14 protein-coding genes are annotated in these 17,798 nt (G+C 55.0%); 7 read left to right on the top strand and 7 right to left on the bottom strand.

What is annotated here, in order from left to right:
* Positions 1-46: 46 nt before the first annotated feature.
* Positions 47-604 carry a TetR/AcrR family transcriptional regulator gene (locus IFT53_RS10765; protein ID WP_042616523.1) on the bottom strand — a complete coding sequence of 186 codons (558 nt, stop codon included), beginning with the start codon at positions 602-604 and terminating at the stop codon, positions 47-49.
* Positions 605-699: 95 nt separating this feature from the next.
* Positions 700-1,632, bottom strand: a complete 933-nt coding sequence (locus tag IFT53_RS10760; RefSeq protein ID WP_192064700.1) for a hydrogen peroxide-inducible genes activator — start codon at positions 1,630-1,632, stop codon at positions 700-702.
* A 183-nt stretch (positions 1,633-1,815) separates the two neighbouring features.
* Here IFT53_RS10760 and katG point away from each other — a divergent pair, with 183 nt between their 5' ends.
* The 4 genes from katG (at position 1,816) to IFT53_RS10740 (ending at position 7,559) form a co-directional block, all read left to right on the top strand.
* On the top strand, positions 1,816-4,017 hold the full coding sequence (gene katG, locus IFT53_RS10755; RefSeq protein WP_192064699.1) for a catalase/peroxidase HPI: 2,202 nt from the start codon (positions 1,816-1,818) through the stop codon (positions 4,015-4,017).
* Between the two features lie 342 nt (positions 4,018-4,359).
* The gene (locus IFT53_RS10750; protein ID WP_042616712.1) at positions 4,360-4,866 is read left to right on the top strand and encodes an oxidoreductase; all 507 of its coding nucleotides are present in this window, start codon (positions 4,360-4,362) and stop codon (positions 4,864-4,866) included.
* A gap of 21 nt (positions 4,867-4,887) precedes the next feature.
* The gene (locus IFT53_RS10745; protein ID WP_244656544.1) at positions 4,888-6,801 is read left to right on the top strand and encodes a putative bifunctional diguanylate cyclase/phosphodiesterase; all 1,914 of its coding nucleotides are present in this window, start codon (positions 4,888-4,890) and stop codon (positions 6,799-6,801) included.
* A gap of 59 nt (positions 6,802-6,860) precedes the next feature.
* The gene (locus IFT53_RS10740; RefSeq protein WP_042616520.1) at positions 6,861-7,559 is read left to right on the top strand and encodes an FkbM family methyltransferase; all 699 of its coding nucleotides are present in this window, start codon (positions 6,861-6,863) and stop codon (positions 7,557-7,559) included.
* 10 nt (positions 7,560-7,569) lie between these two features.
* On the opposite strand, the gene IFT53_RS10735 is transcribed toward IFT53_RS10740, so the two are convergent.
* The 5 genes from IFT53_RS10735 to IFT53_RS10715 form a co-directional block, all read right to left on the bottom strand.
* Positions 7,570-8,334 carry an ABC transporter ATP-binding protein gene (locus IFT53_RS10735; protein ID WP_192064697.1) on the bottom strand — a complete coding sequence of 255 codons (765 nt, stop codon included), beginning with the start codon at positions 8,332-8,334 and terminating at the stop codon, positions 7,570-7,572.
* Positions 8,334-9,170: an ABC transporter ATP-binding protein gene (locus tag IFT53_RS10730; protein WP_192064696.1), complete on the bottom strand. Its 837-nt coding sequence runs from the start codon at positions 9,168-9,170 to the stop codon at positions 8,334-8,336. The genes IFT53_RS10735 and IFT53_RS10730 overlap by 1 nt, the downstream gene beginning before the upstream one ends.
* A 3-nt stretch (positions 9,171-9,173) precedes the next feature.
* Positions 9,174-10,058: an ABC transporter permease gene (locus IFT53_RS10725; RefSeq protein ID WP_192064695.1), complete on the bottom strand. Its 885-nt coding sequence runs from the start codon at positions 10,056-10,058 to the stop codon at positions 9,174-9,176.
* A complete protein-coding gene (locus tag IFT53_RS10720) occupies positions 10,058-11,080 on the bottom strand; it encodes an ABC transporter permease (protein ID WP_042616516.1) in 1,023 nt (340 codons plus the stop codon). Before IFT53_RS10720 ends, IFT53_RS10725 begins: the two co-directional genes overlap by 1 nt.
* 225 nt (positions 11,081-11,305) lie before the next feature.
* Positions 11,306-12,049, bottom strand: a complete 744-nt coding sequence (locus tag IFT53_RS10715) for a FadR/GntR family transcriptional regulator (protein ID WP_192064694.1) — start codon at positions 12,047-12,049, stop codon at positions 11,306-11,308.
* A gap of 293 nt (positions 12,050-12,342) precedes the next feature.
* Between IFT53_RS10715 and IFT53_RS10710 the strand changes: the two genes are divergently transcribed.
* The 3 genes from IFT53_RS10710 to IFT53_RS10700 all read left to right on the top strand — a co-directional run bounded on the left by IFT53_RS10710 (position 12,343) and on the right by IFT53_RS10700 (position 17,727).
* Positions 12,343-14,181, top strand: a complete 1,839-nt coding sequence (locus IFT53_RS10710; protein ID WP_192064693.1) for a type I secretion system permease/ATPase — start codon at positions 12,343-12,345, stop codon at positions 14,179-14,181.
* Entirely contained in the window at positions 14,174-15,484 is a 1,311-nt protein-coding gene (locus tag IFT53_RS10705; protein ID WP_192064692.1) for an HlyD family type I secretion periplasmic adaptor subunit, read from the top strand. Before IFT53_RS10710 ends, IFT53_RS10705 begins: the two co-directional genes overlap by 8 nt.
* Positions 15,485-15,801: 317 nt before the next feature.
* Positions 15,802-17,727: a methyl-accepting chemotaxis protein gene (locus tag IFT53_RS10700; protein WP_192064691.1), complete on the top strand. Its 1,926-nt coding sequence runs from the start codon at positions 15,802-15,804 to the stop codon at positions 17,725-17,727.
* The last annotated feature ends 71 nt before the right edge of the window (positions 17,728-17,798 follow it).

The following is a 17,798-nucleotide window of genomic DNA, read 5'->3' as shown; positions in this document are numbered from 1 at the left end:
TCTGCTTTGCATGGTCGTGTCCTCATTGCATCACCTAAGGTGATTGTTATTTTTCTTCGGGAAAATTGGTGTATATCGCGCGGATACCATCAAGGATCGCCAGTCTTTCCTCCGGCTCCCATTGATGAAAATTGAAATATTCCGTGCAGTAGAAGCCTGAAAGCGCCAGATAGGCGATCAGGGCCGCTTTCGGTTTCTTGCTGGTTTCCATGGCGGCGAGATCTTTTCTGGTCCACTCGCTCATCCTGTCATGAATATTCTTGTCGCTTGACATGGCAGCACTGATGGCAATGCAGACAGCCTTGTCGATATCCTCAGGCACTTTTTCGGCCACCGAGATGCGAGCGAAGAGTTCCGGGTGCGGGAGATGGCTGCTCTCATCCACGGCGGCGCGCACGTGCTCCTCCTCAGAGGCCAGGCGTCGTTCGATCAGGGCTTCGAGTAGGGCTGACTTGGATTTGTGATCATAAACCACCCGCGATTTGCTGACACCGGCTTCCTGCGCGACAGCATCGATCGACAGGCCGCTAGCGCCTTCGCGCAAGACAACCCTCTCGGCGGCGTCCAAAATATCATTCTCGCTAATCTTGCGGGTTCTTGCCATATCAATACGTCCTAAATTGAGGTTCAAATACGAACGTTCGTGTTTTTAATCAAGTAAAACACAATCACAAAAAATTGTATATGTAAATCAGGTTGTTAATTGGGGTTCGCGGAATGCTCGATATTCCAGTTCGCTCTTACTTTTTCGGCCGAACCGCGGACAACGCCCGATATTTCGTGGATTTGTTTGCTGAGCGGCGTCGAGTTTCGCCAGATCATGCCGATAGTGCGTGAAGGAGCGGGGGCTTCAAAACGGGAAATGGACACGTGAGCGGAGCGTGTCTCCATTGAGACCGCCATTTCTGGGATGAGCGTGATGCCAATTCCGGCGCTCACCATCTGAACGAGTGTCGAAAGTGAGCTACCTTCCATGACCTCTCTCGGCTGCGATGAGCCGACATGGCAAAAGGAAAGGGCCTGATCGCGGAAGCAGTGTCCCTCTTCTAGAAGCAGCAGCCGCATCTTGGGCAGTGCCGTCCTCTCCGGCACCGGCTTGCCTTCATCTTCATGCCGACGGACGAGTACGAACTCCTCATCGAAAAGTTTCAGTTCTGTCAGTGAGGGTTCTGAAACGGGCAGGGCGACAATGGCAAGATCGAGGTCTCCCTGCTTCAATTCATCCAGCAACTTCGTCGTTTGCGTTTCTCGGATCTGGATTTCGATGCCCTGAAAGGCCCTGTTCAAATCGTTGATGATGGTCGGCAGTAGATAGGGGGCAACGGTGGGGATAACTCCAATGCGAAGGCGGGACAGAAAAGAGTTTTTTGAGGCGCGCGCGAGTTCTGCCAGCTCGTCCACGGCACGAAGGATTTCGCGCACCCGCACGGCAAAGGTTTCCCCAAACGCGGTGAGCTTTATCTCTTTGGCGGATCGCTCAAACAGATCGTGACCGACATCCTCCTCCATCTCCTTTATCTGCATGGAAAGGGCAGGTTGAGAGATGGCGCAGGCATCTGCTGCGACGCGAAACCGCTTGTGTCGCGCCAAAGCCTCAAAATAACGCATCTGTTTGAGGGTCAAATTCTTCATAATCATAGCTTATCGCATCAATCAGAAAATCCAACTTTTATTTATGGGGCTAAGTCGTTAAAAGGCCTTGAGGCGAGGTTACGGTCTTCAGGTCGCGTGATGCGACCAGGTCAACTGAAATCCTGCAATTTTGACAGCAAGAGCCTTTTTTAACGCCCACGCAAAAGTGACATGGAGATAATTATGGACCAGACACCCGAGACAGCCGGTAAATGTCCCGTCGCCCACGGCCAGACGCCGACTCAGGCGCCAAAGGCCGTTCGTGGAAACCGGGATTGGTGGCCAAACCAGCTCAATATCCAGATATTGCACAATGGCTCGGCGCTTGCTGACCCAATGGGCAAGGATTTTAACTACGCTGAAGAATTCAAGAAGCTGGACCTTGATGCGCTGAAAAGCGATCTCCATGCTTTGATGACGGATTCGCAGGATTGGTGGCCAGCTGACTTTGGTCACTATGGCGGACTTTTCATTCGCATGGCCTGGCACAGCGCAGGCACATATCGCATCACCGATGGTCGCGGCGGTGCCGGAGCCGGTCAGCAGCGTTTCGCTCCCCTCAACAGCTGGCCTGATAATGCCAACCTCGACAAGGCGCGTCGCCTGTTGTGGCCTATCAAGCAGAAATATGGCAACAGCATTTCCTGGGCCGATCTGATGATCCTGACCGGCAATGTCGCGCTGGAATCCATGGGCTTCAAGACATTCGGCTTTGCCGGGGGTCGTGCTGACGTGTGGGAGCCAGAAGAACTGTTCTGGGGTCCCGAAGGCACATGGCTTGGCGATGAGCGTTACAGCGGCGAACGCGAACTGGCGGAGCCGCTCGGTGCCGTGCAGATGGGCCTTATTTACGTCAACCCGGAAGGTCCAAACGGCAACCCTGATCCATTGGCATCTGCGCGTGATATCCGCTCGACATTTGCCCGCATGGCCATGGATGACGAAGAGACCGTTGCGCTGATCGCAGGTGGTCACACTTTCGGTAAAACCCACGGTGCAGGCGATCCGTCCCTGATCGGTGCAGAGCCGGAAGGCGGCGAGCTTGAAGCTCAAGGACTTGGCTGGAAAAGCACCCATGGAACTGGCTTCGGCAAAGACACCATTACCGGTGGTCCCGAAGTGACATGGACACAGACGCCGACGCAGTGGAGCAACTTCTTCTTTGAGAACCTCTTTGCATTCGAATGGGAACTGACGACAAGCCCTGCCGGCGCAAAGCAGTGGGTTGCCAAGAATGCAGAGCCATCCATCCCCGACGCCTTCGACCCCTCCACGAAGCACCTGCCAACCATGCTGACGTCTGATCTGGCGCTGCGTGTTGACCCAGCCTACGAGAAGATCTCGCGTCGTTTCCTTGAAAATCCCGACCAGTTCGCAGATGCTTTTGCGCGCGCTTGGTTCAAGCTGACCCATCGCGATATGGGACCAAAGGCCCGTTATCTTGGACCTGAAGTGCCTGCCGAAGATTTGCTCTGGCAGGACGTGGTTCCTGCGGTGGACCATGCCTTGGTCGATGATGCGGATATTGCAAATCTGAAGGCCAAGGTGCTGGCGACAGGTCTTTCTGTTCAGGAACTGGTTTCTACAGCCTGGGCTTCCGCTTCGTCATTCCGTGGTTCCGACAAGCGTGGCGGCGCAAATGGCGCGCGCATCCGTCTTGAGCCACAGAAAAACTGGGAAGCCAACCAGCCGCAGCAGCTCGCAAAGGTTCTTAGCGTTCTTGAGGGCGTTCAACGCGACTTCAACTCTGCTCAGACCGGTGGAAAGAAGATCTCACTGGCGGACCTGATCGTGCTGGCAGGTGCTGCTGGCGTCGAGAAGGCAGCAAAGGCTGGTGGAAACGATATCACCGTTCCGTTCACGCCTGGCCGTACCGACGCTTCGCAGGAGCAGACGGATGCTGCATCCTTCGCAGCGCTTGAGCCACGCGCAGATGGTTTCCGGAACTATGTGAACAAGACGCGCCATCAGTTCATGAAGCAGGAGGAAGCGCTGGTCGATCGTGCGCAGCTTCTGACGCTGAGTGGTCCGCAGATGACCGTTCTCGTGGGTGGATTGCGTGTACTCAACGTCGGTCAGCCAGAGCATGGCGTGTTCACATCTCAGCCTGAAGCACTGACAAACGATTTCTTCGTCAACCTGCTGGACATGGACCTGGAATGGTCGCCAGTGGCTGGCAAGGAAGGCGTTTACGAAGCGCGCAGCCGCAAGACACGCGAAGTGAAATGGACGGGAACCCGCGTCGATCTCATCTTCGGCTCGCACTCCCAGCTCAGAGCTTTTGCAGAGGTTTATGCGTCAGCAGATGCCAAGCAGAAATTCTTGAAGGACTTTGTTTCCGCTTGGAACAGGGTCATGGAAGCGGATCGTTTCGACCTAATCTAAATGCTGCGCTTTTCACCACTGTACTGTGGCTGAACAGTTTCATGCCTAAGATTTAACTCTAGATAGCACCGGGCGCGGCATATGCCACGTCCGGTGTTTCTGTATTTTACTTTCCTAAACCATTTCGAATGGATTTTACGATTTTGCTAACGAGATACTGAAACATTCGGTAACCGTTATTATGGTTTAACCCGGCCAGATAATGAGTCGTTGCAATATTTGGCGTATGGCACAGCCGATATTTCTATTGGCAAATTTTGATGCAGCTATCTTTTAAAACACTGATATAAGATGTTGGTAGAATCTGAGGTCGCTCAAACAAATCCATCGAAGGACAAGACGATGCGTTTCATGCGGTTGGTTCTTAGCGCTATTTTGACGATCTCTTGGTTATCCTCGGCACGGGCGGAGACTTTTCAACAGCCTGTCGGCAAGCCGATTCTGACGATTTCGGGCAACATCTCCAAAACAAATGCGGATGGTGTCGCTCGATTTGACAGGGATATGCTTGAAGGCCTCGGTCTCGTGACTGTGAAAACGCATTCGCCATGGTATGACGGAATCACCAGATTTGAAGGCGTTTCGCTGAGCAAACTGATGAAATTTGTCGGCGCCAAGGGCACAACAGTCACGGCTGTGGCTCTCAATGACTATGTCAGCACCATACCGATGGCAGATTTTGATAAGTTCAATGTTATACTGGCTATGAAGAGAGATGGGAATTATATGGAGGTTCGTGAAAAAGGACCCTTGTTCGTAATATACCCCTACGATACTGTTCCAGAACTTCAAACTCAAACATATTATACCCGCTCCGCCTGGCAGGTTGCAAAGCTTATCATTAATTAAAGGTGCCGATTGCGAAAGGTCTTGGCGGTTATCATATGCTGCTTCGTTTTGGCTACAGGCTACATTGCCTACGTCATTGCGCAGCGACAGACCGCACTTCAAAAGTTTGCCAGATATAACGATTCCTGGGCGGTCAGTCAGACCGTGTCTGAGTATCTGCGTCTTCAGAACAATCTGTATGGATTTCTGGCCAACCCTCAACGCGTGACCCGCGATGATCTGCGGCTGCGCATGGATTTGATGCTCGGGAGGCTTGAGCTTCTCAAACAGGGAAATCTGGGAGCCTTTATCGGTGACAGGCCGGAGTCGCATGAGTTGGTCAAGCGGCTGACCACGGTTCTTTCGGATCTCGACAGCCGGATTGACACCCTTGAGCCGTCAGATGTCGAGCCCATTCTCGAGACGATGAGCGTGCTTGATGGTCCATTGACCACGCTCGCCTCGTCGTCCGTCGCCTATGACGTGGAGGTGGTAGACAACGCGCATTCCGAAGTGCGTGAACTCCACACAATATTCACCGCCCTTGCTGCCGGTCTCATCCTGTGTGGCGTGGCTCTCATCCTGTTGTTGAACCGCCACAACAATCTATTGCACCGCGCCCACAAGGAAACACGCGGTTTGACGGATGAGCTCCGGTCCGCGACCCTTGAGCTTCAGGCCAATAATGCTCGTCTGGAGCACGATGCTTATCATGACGCTCTGACAGAGTTGCCCAATCGCTCACTGTTCCGCAAGGAGTTGAACGAGCGACTGACGTCGGTCGACGCCGGAACATCTATTATTCTGCTGCTCGATCTCGACGGCTTCAAGGATATCAACGATACGCTCGGCCACGATGTCGGGGATGCACTCTTGCAGGCGGTTGCAACGCGTCTGTCTTCCATGCGTGAAGATGCAGATATCGTGTGCCGGTTGGGCGGCGACGAGTTTGCGTTCATCACCAGTGCGCGGGATGAAGAGGACGCGCTCTCTTTTGCCGAAAAGGTTATTTTGCAGATCAGCAAACCCTATAATCTAGGCGAGTTGGAGATCAAGATCGGGACCTGCGTGGGTATTGCCGTTTCAAGCGATGTGACGACTGCCGATGAATTGTTCAAGCGAGCTGATCTAGCCCTTTACGAGTCCAAACGCCTTGGGCCGGGCCGCATCAGTGTATTCCAGCCCCATATGCAGCAGCAATTGGCCGAGAAACGATCGTTCGAGGCCGATCTCCAGACCGCGCTGCAGAACAATGAGATGGAAGTCTACTACCAGCCGCAGATGTTCACCAAGACCCGTGAAATCTGCGGATTTGAGGCGCTGTTGCGTTGGACACACCCCGTGCGCGGCAAGGTTCCTCCGTCGGAATTCATTCCCGTGGCAGAACGAACCGGGTTGATCCATTCGCTTGGCAAATGGGCCATGGATGTCGCGTGTCAGGAGGCCAAGACATGGAAAGGCAATCTGAAAATTGCCATCAACCTGTCACCCATCCAGTTTCATAGCACCAGCCTCGTTCAGAACGTGGTCGATGCGCTCGATAAGAGCGGCCTCGATGCGAGCAGGCTGGAACTTGAGATCACGGAGTCGGTTCTACTCAACAAGAGCGATGACACGATCGAAACGCTCGAGAAGCTGAAGAATGTGGGTATCAAGATAGCGATGGACGATTTCGGAACCGGCTACTCTTCGCTTGGAAACCTCCGCGGCGTGCCGTTCGACAAGATCAAGATCGATCAGGCATTCCTTCGCGATGTCGCAACGGATACAGATGCGCTGGCGATTGTGGAATTCGTGGTGGGCATGGCCAAGAGCTTGCGCATGACGACGATTGCCGAAGGTATTGAAACGGAAGAACAGTTCGAATGCATGACGCGGCTTGGTTGCGACCAGATGCAGGGCTATCTCATTGGTCGTCCGGCGCCCGCCGAAAAACTCAGCGCATTTCGGCGTTGATGGATCATTCGGTGTTTTCTGTTGTTAGTACAGGCTGTGGCCTGCTGAGGATTGTGTGAATGGAACGGCTGAACGTGCATGGGATCAAACTTGATCTCGCCAAAGGTGAAGTTTCCCCTGTTATTTGGAACGCGTTGGAGGATGGCAGTTACGAAGCCAAGGAAGCACGCAGTATCCTCAAGGCCATCAAGCCGGGAGACCGGGTTTTGGAACTGGGTTCGGGCATCGGCATCATCACATCCATCATTGCAGGGATAAAAGATGTGTCGGTCTGGGCTTTCGAGGCGAACCCCGGAACCGCTGCATTGGCAGAACGCGTCATCAAAGCCAATTGCCCTGCTGATAATGTCGTGTTTTCCCAAGGGTTGCTGACGGCGCATGCGCCCCACGTCCATGCGTTTTATGTGCGCAAAGACCTCTGGATGTCATCCATGGATGAAAACCAGGGCCCCTATGAGAAGCGCATCGAAATCCCATCTGAGAATATCGATGCCTTCATTGATCGCCATGGTATCAATGCGCTGGTGATGGACATCGAAGGTGCGGAGCATGACCTGCTGCAGAACGCCCAGCTGAATGGCGTGGAGCGTATCTTCGTGGAACTGCACGATCACCTCTACCATCTGGCGGGTATTCGGGACATCACGCAAGCGCTGGCCCTGAAAGGTTATTCCTATGACCCTCGCGGCTCGCGCGGGCCATGCGTACTTTTCTCGAAAGACGACAGCCCGAGAGAATATGATCCAGACGTGGACTGAGGTTTTTACCTCAGGTCCTCACGCCCTCATACTCAAGTGATGCGCCAATCAGTTCGCGCGCGTAGGGGTGCGTTGCACCGTTATGCGCGATAGCAGAACGGGGCAGGATTTCCGTCACCTCACCGCGCAGCATCACCGCAAATCGGTCGCACATATGGTCGACGACGGCCAGATCGTGCGTGACCATGATGTAGGTAAATCCGCGCTCTTTTCGCAGGCGCTGGAGGAGATTGAGAATTTCGGCCTGCACCGAGACATCCAGTGCCGATGTCGGCTCATCTAGCAGCAGCAAGGATGGTTCCAGAATGAGCGCTCGGGCGATGGCAACGCGCTGGCGCTGTCCGCCTGAGAGCTGGTGCGGGAAGCGATCCAGAAACGAGATCGGAAGGCCAACATCGGTAATAACCTGACGCATCCGATCTTCCTTGTTGCCAAGCTTGTGGATGGTCAATGGCTCGTTAAGAACTGTTCTCACCGATTGGCGTGGGTGAAGTGATCCATAGGGGTCCTGAAAAACCATCTGCAATGTGCGGCAACGGTCGATCAGCGCCATGTCGCGCACGGATCTCCCATCGATCAACACCTCGCCCTTCCAGAAGTCGGTCAGCATCGAGACGCATCGCAGGACGGTGGATTTGCCCGAGCCTGACTCGCCGACGAGGCCGAAACATTCGCCCGGGTCGACGGAAAACGACACGGATGGCAGCACTTTGACAGCCGATGGGCCTTCGCCAAAGCTGATGGAAAGGTCACGTATTTCTACAGAAACTGACATCAGGCATGGTCCTCCAGCCATTCTGGGCGCCGATCCAGCACCGCAAGCGGTGCGCGGCTGCCGCCGATACGCGGCTGCGCTGCGATAAGGCCGCGTGTATAGGGATGCTGAGCGGCCTCAAGATTGCCCGCTGCGAGCGTCTCGACAACCCGTCCCGCATACATGATGAGGACGCGGTCACAGAAATTACGCACGAGGTTAAGGTCGTGGCTGATCATGATCAGGCCGATACCGCGGTCTCGAACCAGACCATCGAGAATGTTGAGAACTTGCAGTCGCACTGTAACGTCGAGCGCTGATGTCGGCTCATCTGCTATGACCAGATCGGGATCTGCCAGAAGCATCATCGCAATCATCACGCGCTGCCCCATGCCGCCGGAAATTTCATGGGGATACTGCGCATAAACCCGTTCGGGATCCCGAATTTTCACTGCTTCCAGCATTGTCAGTGCGCGCATCTTTGCTTCAGATCTGGAGCATTTGAAGTGGCGCAGATAGGTTTCAGCCACCTGATCGCCAACACGACGAATGGGGTTCAGTGAGAATTTTGGGTCCTGCAGGATCATCGACATGCGTTTGCCGCGAACCTTCAGCATCTCCCTTTCTGACAGGCTAAGAAGATCGAGTTCGTTGAAGCGCAATGTGTCAGCGGTGATTGTGGCTCCAGGCAGGAGGCGTAACAGGGCGCGCCCTACTGTTGATTTGCCGGAACCGCTTTCGCCAACGATGCCAAGGCGTTCTCGGCCAAGGGTGAAGGATACGCCGCGAACCGCTTCCACCTCAGACCCGCCATAGCGAATGCGGAGATTTTTGACGTCGAGAATGGTCTGTTCCATGAACTATCTCCGGTTCATCTGCTTGGGATCGAGCGCGTCACGCAAGCCATCGCCCAGAAGATTGAATGCCAGGCTGACGGTGAGGATCGATATTCCCGGAAATGTCACCAGCCACCAATTGTCCAGCATGTAGCGCCGCCCTGTGGCAATCATCGCACCCCATTCCGGCAGTGGTGGTTGGGCCCCGAGACCCAGAAAGCCAAGGCCAGCGGCGGTGAGGATAACGGTTGCCATGTTTAGCGTCAGACGAATGAGGACGGATGGCAGGCACATGGGCATGATCGACTTCACGATGATACGCAGAGGTGAAGCACCCTGAAGTCTGGCGGCTGCGATATAGTCAGCATTGCGAAATGTCATCGCTTCCGCGCGTGCGAGACGAGCAATGGGCGGCCACGAGGTGAGCGCAATGGCAATGATCGCATTGTTGAGACTCGGGCCGAGCGCTGCAACAAATGCAAGAGACAGGATGAGGCTCGGGAAGGAAAGGAAAATATCCGTGATCCGCATCATGACAGTATCGAACTTACCGCCAAGATAGCCCGAAGCCGTGCCGATGACGAGACCGATGGGACCAACGACAATGGATACGAGGAAGATGATGGTGAGCGTGATCCGCGCCCCGAAAATAAGGCGGCTGAAGATATCGCGGCCCAGTTCATCGGTTCCAAACAGATGCCCGTCTCCCGGAGCCTTCAGCACATTTGTCAGGTCTTGAACGTAAGGATCATGGGTGGCAAGCAGCGGCGCGAAAATTGCCGCCAGAATAAGAATGGCAAGTACGATCAGCCCGAAGGTGGAGGTGGGACTGCGAAGAAGGAAAAGCACGATATTCTTCATCGCATTCACGGAGGCTGGCAGTCTGATTTTCTCGGCATGCGCGGTCATCAGCGTGTCCTTGGATCGAAGAAGCGGTAAAGAATATCAGACAGAAGATTGAGCCCGATAAAGATGACGCCGACGATGAGAACGCAGGTCATCACAGCATTCATGTCGCCTGTGATCAGATTGCTGGTTAGATACTGACCAAAGCCCGGCCATGCGAACACGGTTTCGATGAGCACAGCACCCTCTAGCAGCGAGCCGTAAGCCAGTGCCACAATGGTGACAAGCTGGACGCGGATATTGGCGAAGGCATGCCGCCAGATTGTCTGGCGACTGGAGAGGCCCTTGACGCGGGCCGTCGTAACATATTCCTGCCCTAGCTGGTCGAGCATAAAGCTGCGTGTCATTCGCGTGATATAAGCGGATGACGAATATCCCAATAGCGAAGCGGGCAGGATGAGGTGGTTGACGGCTGACCAGAAGACATCCATGTCACCAGCCATAAGGCTATCGATCAGCAGAAAACCAGTGCGCTCATCGACGAGCCCGATGTAAAACTGGTCCATGCGTCCGCTGCCGCCGACAAGATCGAGTTTGGCATAGAAAACGATCAACGCGATCATTCCTGTCCAGAAGATGGGCATGGAGTGGCCGAAAAGGCTGACCACACGCACGAGATGGTCTGGCCAGCGGTCTTTGTTCACAGCTGCAAAAACCCCCATCGGAACGCCAAGGCCAGCCCCAATCATGATTGCAAATGTTGCAAGCTCTATGGTCGCGGGCATGACATGCAGAATATCCTGAATGACAGGCTGACCCGTTCTGATGGACGTGCCGAAATTACCGGTGAAGACATCACCGAGATAATAGAAGAATTGTTGCCAGACGGGCTTGTCCAGACCGAGCGACCGGAAAACCTGTTCATAGGTTTCTCGGGTCGCATCCTCGCCGACAATGGCGCGTACGGGATCGGCCGGCATCATTCGCCCGATAAAAAAGGTGAGCAAAAGCAGGCCAAGCAGCGTAATGGCAATGGTGCCGATTTGCCCGGCAACGCCGGCAAGGCGCGGGCTTCGAATGATCATCTGTCCTCCCTCTGCCAGTTCGCTCGAGGTGTGGACCTCATGTCTGACAAGTTTCGCAAAACCTGTCACATGTCATCTTATCTGTCAAGCAAGGGCTTTGGATGATGAATCATATCTCTGGAGGGTGATGGAGACGGGGCGTGCATGGCAAGAAGACGCGCATTTGTCGCGCCAGGTGTCTTGCATGGGCGTTGGTTGAGCTAGGACTTTTCCCGGCAAAGCTCGTTAAGCTTTGTCTTCAGCATGGGCGGTTTTAGAGCGCAACAGCGCCTTGTACCGCTCTAGGCTTCCGCGCAAATGGATGCGCATCTGCTCCCGTGCGCCGTCCGCATCGCCTTCAATGATCGCATCCACTATACGGGCGTGTTCCTCCTGCAAATGGAGGTTATAGTCCTTCGGACGCGATCCTGGCTCTGCGCCCTGCAACTCACCGCGGGGGATGATGCCTGATCTGATCAGGCGCAGAAATTCGGGGAATCGCTGATTTTGTGTGGCTTCCGCGATCTTGAAGTGCAGGTCGAAATCCGCGTCACGGGTTGATCTCCCCTCAGCAAGGCATGCGGCAATGGTGTTGTGAGCATCGAGAATGGCTTCGATCTGAGTTGCTGAGCGGCGCGAGGCGGCGAGCCCGGCAGACTCGACTTCAAACACTGTGCGAAGTTCCAGAAGTTCGATGACAGAGGAAATCCGCTCGGTCGTCAGGTCCTTGAAGGGCTCGTCCTTTGATTGTTGCACCTGAAGCGCGAAGACGCCGGCACCCTTGCGAGCCTCCACAAGGCCATCAGCGCGCAGGATCGCGATGGCCTCGCGCACGACTGTTCTGCTCACGGAATATTCACGGGTCAGTTCGCTTTCGCTGGGCAGCCTGTCGCCAGGGCGAAAAACGCCGCCAACCAGATCGCGCCGCAGCGCGGTGCTGATCTTGGCTGCGAGTGATGTTCCGCGCTCAATCGTGGTTGCAGCGTCCATATTTGCCTCACCTGCCTATAACCTGTCTGGCATGTTAGCGACTCATCGCCGCAATGCAAGTTCTCTTGTCTATCTCAATTTCTACTCGCACGGTATGAGGGTTTACAGCGAGTGGAGCGCGCGCATACCCTAATATACGGCGATGACCCTAGCGCCTCGGCGCCGTCGGGTTGTGCGCTCTCTCAAGGAGGCCTGCCCGTTTGGGGCTTGTGGCGATCCTATCACTGGATGATACCGGAGCGGTCTGGATTGCGGTATCGTCGAACCCATCGCTTAAACCCGTGGACACGAATGTGGTTGAAACTTCTCGGGAGCATAGGCCACCGGATGATGCGCGTGCGAATGCAGCGCTTCTGAAATGGGTTTTAGGCGCGACAGCCCTCATTAGCGGTATCGTCAATGTTCTCTCGCTGACCTCGCCCTTGTTCATGTTGCAGGTCTATGATCGGGTTTTGGCCAGCGGCAGCGTACCCACACTGGTCGGCCTTGCCGTTCTCGCCGCCGCCATGTTTACCGTCCAGTGCGCGCTTGAAATCATTCGCGCACGTGTTCTGCTGCGGCTTGGCGAACTCTTCGATAACAGAATGTCTGGTCGGGTGCATGATGCAGTCGTGCGATTGCCATTGTTGTCACGGCTGCCGGGAGATGGATTGCAGCCCTTGCGGGATATGGACAATATCAGGGGATTTCTGTCGGGGCAGGGGCCAACCGCATTTTTCGATCTGCCCTGGATGCCGTTATATCTGGCCATCTGCTTTCTGTTTCATTTCTGGATTGGAATGACGGCGCTGATCGGCGCACTCGTTCTTGTTGCCGTCACGCTCATGACAAATGGTCTCTCGCGAAAGTCGGTGCGCGAGACAGTGGGCCACAACATGCGCCGCAATGCGCTGCTGGATGGAGCACGGCGCAATGCGGAAGTGGTGCAGGCCATGGGTATGGGCTCGCGCGTTGCAGAGCGCTGGCGCTTTGCGAATAGCAACTACCTTGCCGCCAACCGTGTAGCGGGTGATATTTCGAACGGGTTCGGCAGCGTGTCTCGAACGCTGCGCGTCATGTTGCAATCGGCAATCTTGGGCGTCGGCGCCTATCTTGTCATTCGTCAGGAAGCCACCGGCGGTGTGATGATCGCCAGTTCCATCATGATGGGGCGGGCGCTGGCCCCGGTCGATCTGATCATCGCAAACTGGAAGCCGTTTCTCATGGCAAGGCAGAGCTGGAGCCGTTTGCGAGAATTGCTTGCGCGTGTTCCGCAGTCCCAGCCGCACACGGTCCTGCCAATACCTTCAAGAGAACTGAGAGCAGAGAATGTCACGATTGTGCCGCCCGGCCAAAAGATGCCGACTGTCGCGGGTTTGAGTTTTGTGGTGGAGGCCGGAAGTGCGCTGGGCATCATCGGCGCTTCCGGCTCGGGTAAATCGACGCTCGTTCGTGCGCTGGTCAATGCCTGGGCACCCAGCTTCGGCAAGGTTAGGATAGATGGTGCAAGCCTTGATCAGTGGCATCCAGCACTGCTTGGCCGCCACATAGGGTATCTGCCCCAGGGTGTGGAACTATTCGATGGCACGATTGGCGAAAACATAGCCCGTTTTGAGAAAGATCCCAGTTCTAATGCGGTCGTCGAGGCCGCCATGGCTGCTGGTGCGCATGCCCTCATTCTCCGTTTTGAAAAGGGCTACGAAACCCCGATTGGCGAGGGCGGTTCAGCCCTTTCCGCAGGCCAGAGGCAGCGCATCGGCCTTGCGCGTGCGCTTTATCGGCAGCCTTTTCTGGTGGTCCTGGATGAGCCCAATGCCAATCTGGATGCGGAGGGAGAAGCCGCTGTCGTCAATGCTATCGCCGCAGTGCGTGCACGCGGCGGCATCGCAGTCGTCGTCGCGCACAGGCCAAGCGCCATCGGCGCGGTTGACCATGTGCTGGTCATGGACGGTGGTCGCCAGCAAATGTTCGGCCGGCGCGACGATGTTCTTTCGAAAGTGTTGAAAGACAGCGCCCCGGCGCGTGTTGCGCCCAAGGGTTTTCCTGTGGTGGCTTACGGCGCCAAACCACTGCGCGCCGCCGTGCATCAGCCCACAGCTGAAGGAGACGCCGGATCGAAGCCTGTCGACGTGAAGGAGCGCGATGATGCGTGACGCTGAACTCTTCAATGTCTCCCGTTCCATCTGGCGCCATATCATCGGCGGTGGTGTCGCTGGTGTTGTGCTGGTCGGAGGTGCCGGGGCCTGGGCTGCCGCCACCTCGCTTTCTGCAGCCGTGGTTGCTCAAGGCCATTTCGTCGTCGGCTCCCATGTAAAAACCGTGCAGCATCCAACCGGCGGAGTTGTTGGCGAAATCCTCGTTCAAGATGGCGACTATGTGAAAGCCGGGACGCTCCTCATGCGGCTCGATGCAACGCAGACCCGCGCCAATCTCGCAATCGTCACAAAACGCCTGGATGAGATGACGGCACGAATGGCCCGGCTTCAGGCGGAGCAGGATGACCGGGCGCAGCTTGTCTTTCCTGCGGATCTTCTAGCGCGAAAGGACAATCCGGATGTTGCTGCTGTCATCAGCAACGAAACACAGCTTTTCGAAGCACGCAAACAGTCCCGAAGTGTCAAGCGGGCCCAGCTTCTGGAGCGCATCACGCAATTCGAGCACGAGATTGATGGGCTGAAGGCGCAAGAGTTAGCTTATGAAGAGGGACTGCGGGTCCTCACCACGGAAATCTCAGCCCTGAGTTCCCTCAAGCAAAAGGGCATCGTTTCGGATCAGCGGCTCAACGGCCTGAAAACGCAGGCCGCGACATTTGGCGGGGAGCGGGGCGAAAAAATCGCGTTTCAGGCACAGGCGGCCGGACGCATTCTGGAGACAAGACTTCAGATCCTTCAGATCGATCAAGACCTGAAATCCGAAGTTGGACGGGAGCGCAGTGAGATACAGGCGCAGATGGGGGAGTATGTCGAACGCCGCATCTCGGCTGAAGACAGCCTCAAGCGGATTGATATTATCGCTCCGCAGTCGGGCATCGTCCACCAACTTGCCGTTCACACGGTGGGCGGTGTCATAAGCCCTGCACAGGCGATCATGTCGATTGTGCCGGATGATGATCTTCTTTCGCTCGAGGTGCAGATCGCTCCCAAAGATATCGACCAGGTCCGTCTTGGGCAGCAGGCCATGCTTCGCATGTCTGCTTTCAGCCAGAGAACCACTCCGCAACTTCAGGCACATGTAACGCGCATTGCCGCCGATCTTGATGCAGACGAGCGAACCGGAGCGCGTTACTATTTAGTGCATCTTTCGGTTGATGAAGCCGAAGCGCAAAAATTCACGGATTTAAGGATCGTTCCAGGCATGCCAGCTGAGGCAATGGTGAAAACACAGGACCGAACCGCGCTTTCCTATCTGGTGAAACCATTCCAGGATCAAATCATGAGAGCGTTCAGAGAGGAGTAATGCCCGTAAATTTACAGGGGTTATGTGCAAATTTTGGCTAAAATTGCGAGAATTTGGCGGTAAAAAATAATACTTTTAAGTATAGCTAAATAAATTAAATTTAGCGATATCTAAAATGACGCTATGTATTCATTAGGTTATTTAGCATCTCCGGTTTTTGTTAACTTGGTTGAAACAATAATAGTAATATAACCTGTCATCACTGACGCTTCATGACGAAGTAAGTCCTGTTCCGGAAGCACGATGTAACTCGCCTGCTTGTCAAAGAGCCGGGCAGATGTGTTGGCCGGTTTGCTCAAAGTAAATTCCGGGGTGTCATGTCTTTTCTCAAAAAAGCGAAAATCAGCACTAAGATTCTTTCATTTGTTATCATTGTTGCACTCACAGGTTTAATTGGCGTCGGTGTCGTCTCAATGAACTATAAGAGTGCCGATACGAACTATTCTGATTTCATCGCGAGAAACGTGATGGGCTCAATGGAACTGGTGCGTGCCAATACAGCGATTGTTTCTGTTGGTTATTCAGCGACACTCGGGCTTGTGTTGCTTGAGCAATCCGGTGATACGGAGAAACTGGAAAAAAGCTTTAAGTCTGATCTGGACCTCATCGTTACGCGCCTTGAAGAGGCAACGAAGCGGTTGCCGGAATTGGCGAGCGACATGGGCTCGCTCATTACCCGGGTCAAAACGATTGGCGAAACGGGCAACAAGGTATGGAGCAGCGCCAAGGCTGGTGATTTTAAAACTGCGCGCAAGCACCTGACGGAAGTCGGTCCGATGATCGCGCAATGGCGTGCGGATCTTCGTGCCGTCACCGACAGCAATCTAAAGCTCGTGGATGAGAAGAAAGTCGAGCTGGCAGCCCAGACGAATTCCACCATTCTGACATCTATTGTGACGCTGGGTGTCTTCTTTTTGATGGCGATTTTCGGCGCACTCTTTGTGTCTGCACGCGGCATCACAAAGCCAATCGAGCAGTTGCGTGAGCGCATGGTTTCGCTGGCCGCAGGTGAGACTAAGGAGGAAGTGGCGGGGCTCGATCGTGGTGACGAAATTGGCCACATGGCGCGCGCCGTCGCTGTCTTCCGCACGAGCGCCGTGGAGCGTCAGCGCCTGGAAGATGAAACCGAGGCCAACCGTAGCCGCTCTGAAAAAGAACGGATTGCTCACGAACAGCAAAAGGCAAAGGAAGCCGCAGACACCAGCTTCGCAGTCGAAAATCTGGCAGCGGCACTTGCGCGTCTTTCGGATGGTGATGTTGCCTATCGCATCAATCAGCCCTTTGCCGAGCATCTCGATGTGGTTCGATCCAATTTCAACGCATCCGCTGTAAAACTCCAGTCCGCTTTGACCCGCGTTGCAGACAACGCCCGTGCTATCGATGCCGGTGCCAATGAGATCCGCGCAGCCGCTGACGATCTGGCGAAACGCACCGAGCAACAGGCGGCATCCGTAGAGGAAACTGCGGCCGCACTCGAACAGATCACTACAACCGTGCATGACTCGACCAAACGTGCGCAGGAGGCCGGCCATCTGGTTGCCAACGCCCGCAGCGGTGCAGAGCAATCTGGCGTCGTCGTGCGCAAGGCTGTTGTGGCCATGGAGCAGATCGAGAAATCGTCCTCGGAAATCTCCAACATCATCAGCGTGATCGACGAAATTGCCTTCCAGACCAACCTTCTTGCATTGAACGCCGGTGTTGAAGCTGCGCGTGCTGGTGAAGCGGGCAAGGGCTTTGCGGTTGTTGCGCAGGAGGTTCGCGAACTTGCTCAGCGTTCCGCCAATGCTGCAAAAGACATCAAGGCGCTGATCAACACATCGAACACGCAGGTTCAGCAGGGTGTGCAACTGGTTGGTGAAACTGGCCGGGCGTTGGAAAACATCGTCTCTGAAGTGCAGGAAATCAACCGTCACGTGGTGGCGATTGTCGATGCCGCTCAGGAACAGTCATCTGGACTGGCGCAAATCAATGGCGCGGTAAACCAGATGGACCAGGATACGCAGAAAAATGCGGCAATGGTAGAAGAGCAGACAGCTGCCAGCCACGGCCTGGCCCGTGAAGCTGCTTCGCTGAATGATCTGCTTGGCCAGTTCAAACTGCAAGGTGGCAGCACGGAAGCTCCGGTGCGCATGGTGACGCAGACTGAACGTCCGGTTCAGTCTCCAGCCCGCGCTCTGAGCCGCAAGGTTGCGAGTGCCTTCAACGGCAATGCTGCTGTCAAGTCCGAGTGGGAAGAGTTCTAAGTAACTCTTACCCTTTATCGAGACATGAAATCCGCCCGCTCTTGTCACGGGCGGGTTTCGTTTGGATTGCG

It is taken from the genome of Rhizobium sp. CFBP 13644 (assembly GCF_014842165.1).
GTDB classification, from domain to species: Bacteria; Pseudomonadota; Alphaproteobacteria; order Rhizobiales; family Rhizobiaceae; genus Agrobacterium; species Agrobacterium tumefaciens_C.
The sequence above is the reverse complement of the archived record's forward strand: the minus strand, read 5'-3'. Positions and strand labels throughout refer to the sequence as shown.

Coding starts and splice junctions, on each gene's coding strand:
- IFT53_RS10720 (WP_042616516.1), bottom strand. CDS start 11,080: ATGATCATTCGAAGCCCGCGCCTTGCCGGCGTTGCCGGGCAAATCGGC.
- IFT53_RS10700 (WP_192064691.1), top strand. CDS start 15,802: ATGTCTTTTCTCAAAAAAGCGAAAATCAGCACTAAGATTCTTTCATTT.
- katG (WP_192064699.1), top strand. CDS start 1,816: ATGGACCAGACACCCGAGACAGCCGGTAAATGTCCCGTCGCCCACGGC.
- IFT53_RS10750 (WP_042616712.1), top strand. CDS start 4,360: ATGCGTTTCATGCGGTTGGTTCTTAGCGCTATTTTGACGATCTCTTGG.
- IFT53_RS10735 (WP_192064697.1), bottom strand. CDS start 8,334: ATGTCAGTTTCTGTAGAAATACGTGACCTTTCCATCAGCTTTGGCGAA.
- IFT53_RS10725 (WP_192064695.1), bottom strand. CDS start 10,058: ATGACCGCGCATGCCGAGAAAATCAGACTGCCAGCCTCCGTGAATGCG.
- IFT53_RS10760 (WP_192064700.1), bottom strand. CDS start 1,632: ATGAAGAATTTGACCCTCAAACAGATGCGTTATTTTGAGGCTTTGGCG.
- IFT53_RS10730 (WP_192064696.1), bottom strand. CDS start 9,170: ATGGAACAGACCATTCTCGACGTCAAAAATCTCCGCATTCGCTATGGC.
- IFT53_RS10740 (WP_042616520.1), top strand. CDS start 6,861: ATGGAACGGCTGAACGTGCATGGGATCAAACTTGATCTCGCCAAAGGT.
- IFT53_RS10715 (WP_192064694.1), bottom strand. CDS start 12,049: ATGGACGCTGCAACCACGATTGAGCGCGGAACATCACTCGCAGCCAAG.
- IFT53_RS10765 (WP_042616523.1), bottom strand. CDS start 604: ATGGCAAGAACCCGCAAGATTAGCGAGAATGATATTTTGGACGCCGCC.
- IFT53_RS10705 (WP_192064692.1), top strand. CDS start 14,174: ATGCGTGACGCTGAACTCTTCAATGTCTCCCGTTCCATCTGGCGCCAT.